We start from the raw sequence: 11,858 nt of genomic DNA on the forward strand, positions 1-11,858 counted from the left end.
GGCAACGGTCCCTGGATCATGGCCGACCTGGAGAACGGCCTGTTCTCCGGCGTGAACCAGCACTACAACGCCAATGACCCGAGCATCAGCCACCGCTACCTGACCGCCATCATCAAGGGCGAGCCCAACCACTGGGCCATCCGCGGCGGCAACGCCCAGTCGGGCGCCCTGTCGACCTTCTACGACGGCAAGCGGCCCAACGTCGCGGGCTACAACCCGATGAAGAAGGAGGGCGCCATCATCCTCGGCATCGGCGGCGACAACAGCCACAGTGCCGCCGGCACCTTCTACGAGGGCGTCATGACCTCCGGTTATCCGTCGGACGCCACCGAGAACGCGGTCCAGGCGAACATCGTGGCCGCCGGCTACAAATAGACCGGCGCCTGAGGCAGAAGGGAAACCGGGACGACCGAGCCGCCCCCGGCGTGGACCGGGGGCGGCCGGGTCGTTCATGACGTCGTCGCGGGCACGATGATCTCCGGCGGCCGGTCGCCGCGCTCGATCGCCCGCGCCAGGCCGACGACGTCGACGACGTCTCCGTCCGGCCCGGCGAGTTCCCGATGGCGCAGCGCGTTGACGTACGTGTAGCCCCGCAGCCGCAACGCGCGGTGAAGCACCGGGAAGAGCGCGCAGACTCCGGGTGACGGGTGGGTGCACGACTCCTCTCTGTGCTCCCACTCGAGCTCCGCGCCGCGCCCGGCGGCCACGATCTCCATCAGGTCGGCGAGCGACGGGTCCGGCCTGCCGGACAGGTGGGCGACGGCCCGCAGGACGCTGTCGTGGCCCTGTTCGATCACCGCGTCCCAGGCCGCGAAGGGAATCTCGGCGAACGTGACGTACCAGTGCACCGTCTGGCCTGCGGTGCGGGGGCTGAGCAGCCAGCGGGCGAACCGATCTTCGACGGCCGGGTCGAGCGCCCGCACGATCGGCTCGTCCGCCGGCCGGAGCGGCTCCTGCGGAGTGACGCCGAGCTCGGCGATCCGGTCGATCACGAACCCGTATCCGGCCGGGCCGGCCGCGTACCGCTGCAGATAGGGGGACATGAGCCGGGTGGGCAGGTCGTCCTCGAACACCTTCCAGCGCCAGCCCTGGTAGAGGTCCACGGCGAACAGCCCGCGGCCGGGCAGGTGTGCGGCGTAGCGGCGGGCGAACCAGTCCAGCGAATGGCTCAGGAGCGCACCGCGAAGAAGCGCGGTCGCCATGGTTCGCCGGTCGGCCACCCGGCAACCGGCCTCGTCGGCCTGCCGTACGAGAGCCCTGACGGCGGCGGCGACCTCGGGCCGGGCGGCCTGTTTCCTTACCGCCCCCGCGGTCCAGAGCTCCATGAGCGCGGCAGGCGACCACGTCCGGCACGCCTCCAGGAGTGCGAGTTCGACGGCGATGACCCCGCGTAGCTCCGCCCGGTCGAAGCCCATCGCGTACGGCAGGCCGATCCACAGCGCGGTGCGCCGCGGTCCGAGCGGGGTGGCCCCCGACTCCGCGATGGGCGTGAAACACACGCGTGACGGACGCCGGACCCCCAGGGTCGCGGCCACCTCGTCGACCATCGCATGAAGCTCCGGGTGATCCACTCGCCGGGCGACATGCGCCTGGCGCGCACGCCTCGGCCAGGCGAGGGGAATCACCCGTACGGCGATCATCACGACGACGGCGGTCACCAACGGCGCCGGCTCCCCGTGCCCGTGGCGCCAGGCGGCGGCCCCGGCGATCACGCCTGCCGCCACCGGGAGAGCGGCGTTGTTCAGCCACCACGGAAGGGGTGCCCAGCGCCACACTGTCCGCCGTGCCGGCAGGGGTGGCCACCAGCCGTTTCTGAACCACAAGGGGATGAACGCCCGGGGGCGATGAACCAGCACAAGCCAGGCCACCCGTCCCCGGGTGATGCGTATCACGGACGACTCCTCCCAAGGCCGGTCACCGCGCCCGGAGCGCCATGGCTCACCGCTGCGGCGGCGTGCCGGCGAGCGGTGTGGTCCGGCGAAGGCCGGCCCGCCGCACCGGTTCGGCAGTAGCTTAGGGGCCGCCTCCTCCACTTTCATGGCGTCGTGCCGGATAAATCCGATGGCCCGGCCGAGGCCGCCTGTGGCACGGTGTGGACGTGTCCGAGCAGATCTTCCTGCCTCGCACCGTGGACGAGGCGATCGCCGCGGAGCAGGCGGGCCGTGCCCTTCGCTACCTGTACTTCTGGGGCCACCGGCCCGCCCGGGACGGAGGCGCCGGTCCCGGCTGCCTGTCGCAGTGGTGGCCGGCCGACTTCGCCGAGGACGGCCGGACCTTCGCCTCCGCCGAGCATTACATGATGGCGCATAAGGCCTGGCTGTTCGGCGACACCCAGACCGCCGAGCGGATTCTCGCCGCCGGTCACCCGGGTGAGGCCAAGAAGCTCGGCCGGGCCGTACGTGACTTCGACGAACAGGTCTGGGCCGACCGGCGGTTCGGCATCGTGGTCCGCGGCAGCATCGCCAAGTTCGGCCAGAACCCCGAGTTGCGGCGTTTCCTGCTCTCGACCGCGAACCGGGTCCTCGTGGAGGCCAGCCCGTACGACCGCGTCTGGGGCATCGGCCTGGCCGCCGGGGACGAACGCGCCGCCTCCCCGGCCACCTGGCAGGGTCTCAACCTGCTCGGCTTCGCGTTGATGGCGGCCCGCGACGCCCTGGGGACCGGCTCGTGAGCGCCGGCGTTTCCGCCGCCCGGCCGTAGGAGAACCTGCCAGACGCCCACTACCGCTGGCGGCCCTGACCTGTTCGGCTTCGGGGGTCGGAGGAAGCGCCACCGGTGGTCGTCGGTGCCGTTGTCGGACCGCCGGATCACCAGGCCGCCGCCGGACGTGGACATGTTCTCCACGCCCAGCACCAGCCCGCCGGCCAGGTTCTAGCCGTTGGCCACCAATCGCCACCGGTTGTCGGCGGTTCCGTTGTCGGAGTCCTGGACGGCCTGGGCGCCGTTGGCGGTGGAGTTGTTCTGGATGGCGAGCAGCTTGCCGCTGTTCACGTTACGGATCTTGTAGGTTCCGTCGCCGTTGTCGACCAACGTCCACCGGTGGTCGGCGGTGCCGTTGTCGGCCCACTGCAGGACGCGGGCGCCGTCGGCGGTGGACATGTTCTCCACGCCCAGCACCTTGCCGCTGTTGACGTTGCGGAACCGTACGGCGTTGCCGTCGGTCACGATCACCCAGTTGTGGTCGGCGGTGCCGCTGTCGATCCACTGCAGCGCGAGACCGCCGTCGGCGGTGGACATGTTCTGGATGCCGAGGACCAGGCCGCTGGCCGCGTTGACCAGCCGGTAGCTTCCCGTCCCGCCGTTGCCCTGCCCACTGGCGTTCCAGTAGACGGCGTAGTTGTGGCCGTGCGCGTCGTAGAACGGGCCCAGGTTGACCGTCGAGCCGTTGGCCGTCGCCGTGAAGGCGAGCGCCGTGGTGCTGGTCCGGGTGATCGACCCGGTGTTCAGCGAGGGCGGCGCCGTCAGCGAGGTGTTGCCGTAGTTGCCCGACAGCACGACCGGCCCGTACGTGACCGCCGCGACGTTCGTGTTGTCGTTGGCCGCCTTCATGACCACGCGCATGGGCAGGCGCACCGTGACGGTGTCGCCGGACGTCCACGACCGGGTGATGACGGCGTACGTGCCGGGCGTGGTGCTCACGCTCTGCTGCGTGCCGTTCACGCTGATCGTGGCACCCGACGTCCAGGCGGGGATGCGGATCCGCATCGACCACGAGCCGCTCACGTTGCCGGTGACCTGCAACGTCGTGGTGTCGCTCGCGGGGTACGACGTCGTCTGGGTGACCGTGATGCCGCGCTGGGTCCAGTCCAGCGTCGACGGCATGAACAGGTTCACCGTCAGCGTGGTGCCGTTGTAGAAGTAGATGGAGTCCATCAGCCTCGTGTTGACCTCCACCCCCGTCCCCTGGCAGCACCAGAACGAGTTGTAGTCGGTGCTCCACGTGCCGCCGCCCCACGCGGGGCCCACCCCGCGGCGGCCGCCCGGCTTGAGCGGGGTGAAGTAGGTGACGTGCCCGTGGCCGTCGGCCGGGTTCTGCGCGCCGATGACGTGGTTGAGCAGCGCCTGCTCGTAGAAGTCCACGTACGCGACCCGGTCGGGGTTGAGCGTCCACAGTTCGCGGGTCAGGTTGAGCATGTTGACGGTGTTGCAGTGCTCGCAGGTGTCGTTGGTGAGATACCCGGCGATCGCGTTGGGCGCCCGGAAGTGCTCGGCCTGGCTGTTGCCGCCGATCGCGTAGGTGTGCGCGCCGACGGTGATGTTCCAGGCGTTGGTGGCGATGTCCCGGTAGCGGGTCGTGCCGGTCGCCTTGTACTCCCGGGCCGCGCCGATCCACTTGGGCACCTGGGTGTTGGCGTGCAGGCCGTTCAGCTGGTCCTGGTTCGACGCCAGGGGGTTGAACACGGCGGCGTGGTCGAACCGCTGCGCGACGGTGAGCCACCGCGCGTCGCCCGTCTGCTGGTAGATGTCGGTCAGCACGGCGTTCATTCCGCCGAACTCGGTGCCCAGCATGTTCTGCATCTGGCTGCTACTCAGCCTGCTCGTCCGCCAGTCGACCCAGCCGGCGAGCGCCAGCAGCACGTCGCGCGCCTGGGTGCTGCCGATGAGGCGCCACACGTCGAGCAGGCCGGTCAGCGTCTTGTGAATGCAGTAGTACGGGACGTTGCCGTTGCTCAGCGTGCGGGCTTCGAGGGCGGTGAAGTCGGACTCGGGGAAGCCGGACAGGTATCCGGTGTTGAACCCGGCGGCGCCGTTGTTCGCCTGGCACTTGGCCAGTTCGGCGACCATGGACGTGGCCTTGTCCCGGCAGGTGGTGTCGCCGAGCACGGCGTACGCCTGGGCCCACGCGGTGAGGAAGTGGCCCTGAACGTGGGTGCGGAACGGGAACGACGGGGCGTCCCACCCGCCGTTGGAGGCGGCGCCGTTGGTGGACAGCCTGTGGTTGGCCCGGAAGTTGTACAGCAGCCGGTTGACGTCGACGTGCTTGAGATAGGAGAGCGTGCGGTTCTGGTTGTCCAGCCAGCGGCTCGTCGTCAGCCGCACCTGGCCCAGCTCGAACGGGTACGCCGAGACGCCGATGTCGGGCCGGGCCGGCGCGACCGCCGCTCCGGCCGCGGAGGCCCCGGCGACCTCCCCGACGGCGGAGGCCACGACGGCGACACCGGCGGCCTGGAACAGCCGGCGCCGGCTGAAGGATGAGGGGGACACGTCGCCTCCTGGGCATGCAATTTGTTAGCGTTAACAATTCCTGATGGTCCAGACGCCCGTATGGGATGACGTCGGACGTGGCACGCGGGACACCGCGCAGCCGGCGGCGCGGCCCCCCTGCCGGGGCCGCGTCACTGGCGGCGGCCCCGCCGCCCACCACCGCCCCGGCAGGAGGCCGCTCGGGGCTCAGTGTGAAAAACCGTCATCGAAAATGTCAAGGCCATACCCGGAAAGTTTCCGCCGTCGTCTACAGGCCAGAACCCGTCACCTGCGCCAATGACGCAGCGGATCCGGCAACTTTCCGGAAATGGTTTGCCGCAACCATCCGCGATGAAACTTTCACCAAGGGCCGCCTCCCGGTTGCCGACCGTGCCCGGTAGTGGCAGGCGGCGGCGCGTCCGGTGGGTCAGTCGCCCCGCACACCCTTGACGGGCCGGGCGGCGTCGTATTTGCTCCGCCGCACCACCACCAAACACTCGACACGGAGGTCTGCGTCCGGCCGAATTGTTATCGCTATCAAATCGGTCCCGCTTTCGGTGGCGGTTTCCACCGGCGGTGCTCCGATCGAGGGGCGATGCGCCGGCACCACGGCGCCGGACCCGCATGCGACCACGCGCAGGACACCGGGCGGCACGCGCCGGCACTCCCCACGCACGAATTAGGAGTCAGATGCACAGGATCGGTCGATGGGCGATGGCGGCGGTGCTGGCCGCCGGGTCCCTGGTCGCGGCCGGCGGCATGACGTCGCCGGCCGCCGCGCTGGACAACGGGCTCGCCCGTACGCCGCAGATGGGGTGGAACGACTGGAACAGCTTCGGCTGCAACGTCAACGACAGCCTGATCCGGCAGACCGCGGACGCCATGGTCTCCAGCGGCATGGCCGCGGCGGGCTACCAGTACGTCAACATCGACGACTGCTGGTCGACCAAGAGCCGCAACTCCAACGGCGACCTGGTGCCGGATCCTCAGAAGTTCCCGAACGGCATCAAGGCCGTGGCCGACTACGTCCACTCCAAGGGCCTGAAGCTCGGCATCTACTCCTCGGCGGGTCTCACGACCTGCGCGGGCTACCCGGCCAGCCTCGGCAACGAGCGTCGGGACGCGGCGCTGTGGGCGTCCTGGGGGATCGACTATCTGAAGTACGACAACTGCGGCGACCACCAGGGCAAGAACGGGCAGCAGCGATACCAGGCGATGCGTGACGCGCTCGCCGCCACCGGCCGTCCGATCCTGTTCAGCCTGTGCAACTGGGGCCAGGAGAGCGTCTGGACCTGGGGCATGCAGACCGGCAACTCCTGGCGCAACACCGGCGACATCCAGGCGAACTGGAACTCGGTCATGGGCATCCTGGACCAGCAGGTCGGGCTGGAAGCGTACTCGGGGCCGGGCGGCTGGAACGACCCCGACATGCTGGAGGTCGGCAACGGCTCGATCACCGGGACCGAGGGCCGGGCGCACTTCAGCCTCTGGGCGCTGCTGAACGCCCCGCTCATCGCGGGCAACGACATCCGCACGATGAGCGCCGACACCCGGACGATCCTCACCAACACCGAGGTCATCGCCGTCAACCAGGACTGGGGCGGCCGGCAGGGAAGCAAGATCAGCGACAACGGCAACCTGGAAGTCTGGCGCAAGCCGATGTCCAACGGTTCGGTCGCGGTCGTGCTGCTGAACCGGGGCACCTCGACGGCGACGGTGTCCACCACCGCCTCCGCCCTGGGTCTCGGCGCCGCGTCCTCCTACTCGGTCCGCGACCTGTGGGCGCACAGCACCGGCTCCTCGACGGGCACAATCAGCGCGCAGGTGCCCGCGCACGGAGCCGCCATGTACGTCGTGAGCGGTGGGGGCCTGGTCACGCCGTCTCCCACGCCCACCCCGACCGGGACGGGCGCGATCAAGGGCGTGGGGTCGGGCCGATGCCTGGACGTCACCGGCGCCTCCCCGACCAACGGCGCGCAGGTGCAACTGTGGGACTGCAACGGTCAGGCCAACCAGCAGTGGGCGCCGACCGCCTCGGGTGAGCTGCGGATCTACGGCAGCAAGTGCCTGGACGTCAACAACCGCGGCACAGCGGACGGCACCAACGTGATCATCTGGGACTGCAACGGCCAGAACAACCAGCAGTGGCGGTTCAACTCCGACGGCTCCATCACGGCCGTCGGCGCGAACAAGTGCCTGGACGCCTACAACGCGGGCACCGCCAACGGCACCAAGCTCATCATCTGGACCTGCAACGGCCAGTCCAACCAGCGCTGGACCCGCGTCTGAGAACCGGCGCCGGGGATTCACCGCCCCGGCGCCGGTCCTTCCCGGGCTCCCTTTTCGGAGGTCTCATGCACCTCACCCGACATCGGCGCACCCCCTGCACCGGCGGGGTCACCACGAGTCCTTCCGCGAGCCCGTCCGTCAGCCCTTCGGTCAGCCCCTCTGCGAGCCCTTCGGTCAGCCCGTCGGCGTCGCCGAGCCCGTCGGTGTCCCCGGCCGGCACCTCGACGGCGTGGCAGAACGGGAAGTTCGCGGTGGACACCCCCGGCGTGGTGCGCCGGTCGAACATCGTGCTCAGCCGCGCCAACACCGGCTCCACCCAGTTCGTCCCGCTGGGCAACGGCAGCCTGGGCGCGCCCGCGTGGGGCCTCAACGGGTTCACCGCGCAGCTGAACCGCAACGACACCTTCCCCGACCGCAAGTCGCCGGGCCAGGTGGTCATCCCCGGGCTGAGCAGGCTCACCGGAGCGTCGGACTTCAAGGGCTACTTCGACGGCCAGACCTTCGGCACCATGGCGGGTGTCAGCGCGGGCGGGCGCAACGTGCGGGCGTCCACCCCCGACTCGCGGACCGCGCAGGTGAGCTTCCAGCCCAACAGCGACGGGTCGTTCCGGGTCATCGTGGTCTCCCCCGGATGGAAGGGCGGCAACGCGCTCACCACGGCCACCAGCCTGCTGGGCGGCGACCTGACCCGCTCCTCGGCGGACCTCGCCGCGAGCACCCTGTCGTGGTGGCACGACTACTGGAGCTCGGCCGGGCTGATCAAGATCACGTCCGGCGACGGGTCGGGCGAGTACTTCGAGAACATGCGGACGCTGTACTTGTACGCCATCGCCGCGAGCAACCGCGACACCCTCCCGGGCACGCAGGCCGGTGAGGCCAACCTGTTCAACATCGGCCAGGACACCCAGCCCTGGTACCCGGCCGGGTACTGGTTCTGGAACCTGCGGATGATGATCCAGGCCAACCTGTCGGCCGGGGCGTTCTCACTGAACTCACCGATGTTCGCCCTCTATCGGAACAACCTGAGCAACATCACCGCCTGGACCAAGGCGCGCTATCCGGGGCACGACGGCGTCTGCGTGCCGGAGACCGTGCGCTTCAACGGCAACGGCTCCTGGTATTCGGGCAACGAGTCCTGCGACTCGACCATCGCGCCCTCGAACAACTCCCAGACCGTCACCTCCGGCGCGGAGATCGGCCTGTGGGTCTGGCAGACCTATCTGGCCACCGACGACAGGGCGTTCCTGTCGGCCAACTACCCGATCATGCGGGACTCGGCGAAGTTCCTGCTGTCGCACGCCAAGACGGGGGGCGACGGCCCTCGGCGCCCACCACCTCCCTGCCCTTCTGGCCGGTCGGCGGCAGCCCCGCGACGGCCGCCAAGCATCTGGGCAACCGGAGCATCGGACTGTGACCGGCCCCGGTCCCCGGCGCTGAGCCCACTCCTCCTGCACCGACCTACTCCTCCTACACGGGGCCGCCGCCTCCTGGCGGCGGCCAGGATCGGATAGACGCTGATCGCCCTGGCCGGGATCGCTTATACGGGGAGGGCGTCTCCGGGGAAGCCGTGGCACGGATGAACCTCGCAGCGCAACATCCCGGCTCGAACGCAGGGATCCCCGGCCATGATCTCCGCGGCTTTCTCGGCCGGCACGGTCATGATCGCGACGCCGGCCACGGTGTCGGAGGTGACCGGGCACAGGATCGCGATCACCCCCTCAGCGCGCAGCGCTACCATGCGTCGCTGGTGTTCGAGCTCGATCGCGTCCGCGCCGTCCATGGTCCGCTCCGGCCCCCACTCAAGGAGCGCCAGGCTGTAGGGCTTCGCGGTCGCGGCCAGAGCCCGAATCTGTTCGTCGGTCACGGTCGTGCTCATGATGTCTCCTTACTTCTCGATGCGCTCGGCCAACGAGACGATGATTCCTTCGGGCCCGCGGACGTAGACCATCCGCCACACGCCTTCGTATTCGCCGACGCCTCCCACCAGGCCGTAGCCGTCGGCTGCGGCGTGGTCGACCGCGGCTTGGAGGTCGTGCACCTCGAAGGCGACGTTCCGCAGGCCCAGCTCGTTGGCCGGCGCGGCAGGCGAACCCGGGAGGTGGTCCGGCCGCGTGAAGCTCGAGAGCTCCAGCGTCGTACCTCCGCCGGGCGCCCGCAGCATGACGATCTCGGTGCGGGCGCCGGTCATGCCGATCACCGTGTCCAGGAACTCGCCTTCGACGGCCATCTTCCGATCGGCCTCCAGACCGAGGCTGACGAAGAACGCCGTCACGGCATCGAGGTCGGCGACGGTGATGCCGACGTGGTCGAAGCGCCTAACGAATGTCATGGGATCCCTCTCGAGTTTCTTTAAGAGACTCCGAGAAAGGTAACACCCTAAGTTCCGTAAGGGAACTCCAATTGCCGGATCGCCGCCATGCAGCGAACGCGGTCCGGGGAGATGGCGCGTTCCATCGCGCGCACCTTAGACGTGATCGACGAGCCCTGGTCGCCGCTGATTCTGCGCGACGTGTGGGCCGGGGTAACGGACCCCTGCGGTCCGCGCGCCGCCGCACGGGGCGAGGCTTCGGCACCGGTGGACCGGCCCATGCCGCAGTGTCCGACATAAGGGGACGGGTGGCAGGGCCTGCGGCGTGTGGGCAGCATGCGCGCGGTGCCGCCGCCCTTTACGTCGTAGATTCCGAAATCTCGGCGCCCGGGAGCGCTTTGTACCGCACCCCCGGGCGCCGAGACAGCGGCGGCCCGGCGTGCATCAGGAAATTTCGGTGTGCCAGTTGATCTGCGCCGCGATTGCTACGCTCCCATGATCAACCGCGAGGCACGGAGAGCAACGTCATGGGCCAGCCCCCCTACCCGCCCAACCAGCAGCCATACGGGCACCCTCAGCAGCCGTACCAGCCCCAACCCTACGGGCAGCAGCCGTATCCGCCCCAGCCGCACCCCCAGCCCCATCCGCCGATGCCACGCAAAAGCGTGACCAAGCACCGGGGCTTGTCGGCCAAGTCGCACGTGTTCCACCTCGTGCTGACCATCTGCACCTGCGGCCTGTGGGGCTTTGTGTGGTTCGGCCTGTGGATCTACCGGCTGATCGTGCGCCGCAGGGAGGTCACCCGTCACTACTACTGACCGGAGTCCCGCCTCCTGAGCCCCCCGCACACCGGGGGCTCACGCATATCCGGCCCGGCAGCCCTTTATCGTGGTCTCGCGCGCCCTTCGCGGCGCGGTGGCGGCTCCCTGCGGGCCGAGGATCCCAACGCTCTCGCCTCGCGTCCTGCCCGCCCCGGGCCGGGGGTTTCAGTGTCAGTACTTGCGCAGCATCTTGGTCATCTCGGTGACCACCCGCTGGCGGGATTCGGCCTTGCCACGGGTGGCCTCGGACACATGGTTGATCCACACGTGCCAGGCATCCTTGCCGATGATCCTGTAGAGGATGCCGTTCTCGCGCTCGTCACTGAAGATCCATTCTGGCAGCCTGTAATTGCCGTACTCCTTGGAGGAGCCGGCCATGTTCGGCACGGTCGTCACCCCGACGCCGTACAGGACCGCGGCGCAGACCTGGCAGACCGGGTTGGTTAGGGCGGTGAACTGGCCCGAGCCCAGGTCCTCATCGTTGTTGTATGCCTGGTTCAGGCAGTCCACCTCGCCATGGAAGGTCGACTGCGACCGGCCGTTGTAGGCGGTTCCGTTGAAGGTCATGGTGCAGGCCGTCGCCTGCCCGGGGTTCATCGGCTGGTTGAGCGAATGCATCTTGCCCGGCACCTCGGTCTTGATGTACTCGGCCCATCGGGCCGCGACGACCGGAGCCGCCTGCTCCAGCGGCGTTCTCGCGCTCCACCCGTTCGTGGCCTCTCCTCCGCACGACATGACGCGCTCCTTTCGGTGGTGGGTTCCATCGAAACGTAACCACGCCATTGCGGTGAGTAAAGGGATTTGAATCTGGAAATCAGCATTTCCGATGCGCGAGAGCGACAGGAGGAAACATACGCGACCGACTACCTCGCTCACCGTTAGAGCATCCTTGTTGACCTTGAGCAGGCAGAGATCATGCTCGGCGTCAGGGCGCGCCCGCCCCCACTACGAGTACCACCTCACCGCCAAGGACGCTGGTCTCGTCGAGATGCTCATGGTGATGACCTGGCGGGGTGACCGCCGGCTCGCCGGCGAGGCGGGCCTCCCCTCTGATGCCGCGCATGCCCGGAAAGGTTGCATGCCGAGACAGAGTAGATGAGCGCGGCCCCCGGCGAGCGCGGAGCGCTCCCCGGGGGCCGTCGTCGTCGATGGGTCAGGGTGTGGTGAGGTCGAATCGGTTGACGGTGACGGCGCCGCCCAGGGATTGGGTGGCGTAGTTGAAGATGGCGAAGCGGTAGCCCATGAAGAACTGCCAG

Annotated in this window: 10 protein-coding genes; 5 read left to right on the forward strand and 5 right to left on the reverse strand. The window is 69.0% G+C overall.

Features of this window, described 5'->3' with window-relative positions; all coding sequences use genetic code 11:
* Positions 1 to 375 (forward strand): arabinofuranosidase catalytic domain-containing protein (locus AB0O28_RS39515; RefSeq protein WP_363648123.1); only part of this gene is annotated, 375 nt, incomplete at its 5' end.
* A 74-nt stretch (positions 376 to 449) separates the two neighbouring features.
* On the opposite strand, the gene AB0O28_RS39520 is transcribed toward AB0O28_RS39515, so the two are convergent.
* Complete coding sequence (locus AB0O28_RS39520; protein ID WP_363648125.1) at positions 450 to 1,892, reverse strand: hypothetical protein; 1,443 nt, start codon at positions 1,890 to 1,892, stop codon at positions 450 to 452.
* A gap of 200 nt (positions 1,893 to 2,092) precedes the next feature.
* Here AB0O28_RS39520 and AB0O28_RS39525 point away from each other — a divergent pair, with 200 nt between their 5' ends.
* A complete protein-coding gene (locus AB0O28_RS39525) occupies positions 2,093 to 2,671 on the forward strand; it encodes an NADAR family protein (protein ID WP_363648127.1) in 579 nt (192 codons plus the stop codon).
* Positions 2,672 to 2,871: 200 nt separating this feature from the next.
* Here the strand turns inward: AB0O28_RS39525 and AB0O28_RS39530 are convergent, their stop codons facing one another.
* Positions 2,872 to 5,205, reverse strand: coding sequence for a beta-L-arabinofuranosidase domain-containing protein (locus AB0O28_RS39530; protein WP_363648129.1), 2,334 nt, complete (start codon positions 5,203 to 5,205; stop codon positions 2,872 to 2,874).
* Positions 5,206 to 5,874: 669 nt separating this feature from the next.
* Here AB0O28_RS39530 and AB0O28_RS39535 point away from each other — a divergent pair.
* The gene (locus AB0O28_RS39535) at positions 5,875 to 7,473 is read left to right on the forward strand and encodes a lectin (RefSeq protein WP_363648130.1); all 1,599 of its coding nucleotides are present in this window, start codon (positions 5,875 to 5,877) and stop codon (positions 7,471 to 7,473) included.
* Between the two features lie 65 nt (positions 7,474 to 7,538).
* On the forward strand, positions 7,539 to 8,984 hold the full coding sequence (locus tag AB0O28_RS39540; RefSeq protein WP_363648132.1) for a hypothetical protein: 1,446 nt from the start codon (positions 7,539 to 7,541) through the stop codon (positions 8,982 to 8,984).
* A gap of 26 nt (positions 8,985 to 9,010) precedes the next feature.
* On the opposite strand, the gene AB0O28_RS39545 is transcribed toward AB0O28_RS39540, so the two are convergent.
* Positions 9,011 to 9,349: a hypothetical protein gene (locus tag AB0O28_RS39545; protein ID WP_363648134.1), complete on the reverse strand. Its 339-nt coding sequence runs from the start codon at positions 9,347 to 9,349 to the stop codon at positions 9,011 to 9,013.
* 9 nt (positions 9,350 to 9,358) lie between these two features.
* Positions 9,359 to 9,802 (reverse strand): VOC family protein, encoded by a 444-nt coding sequence (locus AB0O28_RS39550; RefSeq protein WP_363648136.1) that lies wholly within the window; start codon positions 9,800 to 9,802, stop codon positions 9,359 to 9,361.
* 629 nt (positions 9,803 to 10,431) lie between these two features.
* Here AB0O28_RS39550 and AB0O28_RS39555 point away from each other — a divergent pair.
* Positions 10,432 to 10,599, forward strand: a complete 168-nt coding sequence (locus tag AB0O28_RS39555) for a hypothetical protein (protein WP_363648138.1) — start codon at positions 10,432 to 10,434, stop codon at positions 10,597 to 10,599.
* A gap of 174 nt (positions 10,600 to 10,773) precedes the next feature.
* Here AB0O28_RS39555 and AB0O28_RS39560 read toward each other — a convergent pair whose 3' ends face one another.
* Entirely contained in the window at positions 10,774 to 11,478 is a 705-nt protein-coding gene (locus tag AB0O28_RS39560; protein ID WP_363648140.1) for a hypothetical protein, read from the reverse strand.
* Positions 11,479 to 11,858 lie beyond the last annotated feature (380 nt).

This window comes from Microbispora sp. NPDC088329 (assembly GCF_040685655.1).
Taxonomy (GTDB): Bacteria; Actinomycetota; Actinomycetes; order Streptosporangiales; family Streptosporangiaceae; genus Microbispora.

What these genes read in the sequence shown, in the direction of transcription:
- AB0O28_RS39535 (WP_363648130.1), top strand. Translation starts at nt 5,875, where the DNA reads ATGCACAGGATCGGTCGATGGGCGATGGCGGCGGTGCTGGCCGCCGGG.
- AB0O28_RS39540 (WP_363648132.1), top strand. Translation starts at nt 7,539, where the DNA reads ATGCACCTCACCCGACATCGGCGCACCCCCTGCACCGGCGGGGTCACC.
- AB0O28_RS39545 (WP_363648134.1), bottom strand. Translation starts at nt 9,349, where the DNA reads ATGAGCACGACCGTGACCGACGAACAGATTCGGGCTCTGGCCGCGACC.
- AB0O28_RS39550 (WP_363648136.1), bottom strand. Translation starts at nt 9,802, where the DNA reads ATGACATTCGTTAGGCGCTTCGACCACGTCGGCATCACCGTCGCCGAC.
- AB0O28_RS39555 (WP_363648138.1), top strand. Translation starts at nt 10,432, where the DNA reads ATGCCACGCAAAAGCGTGACCAAGCACCGGGGCTTGTCGGCCAAGTCG.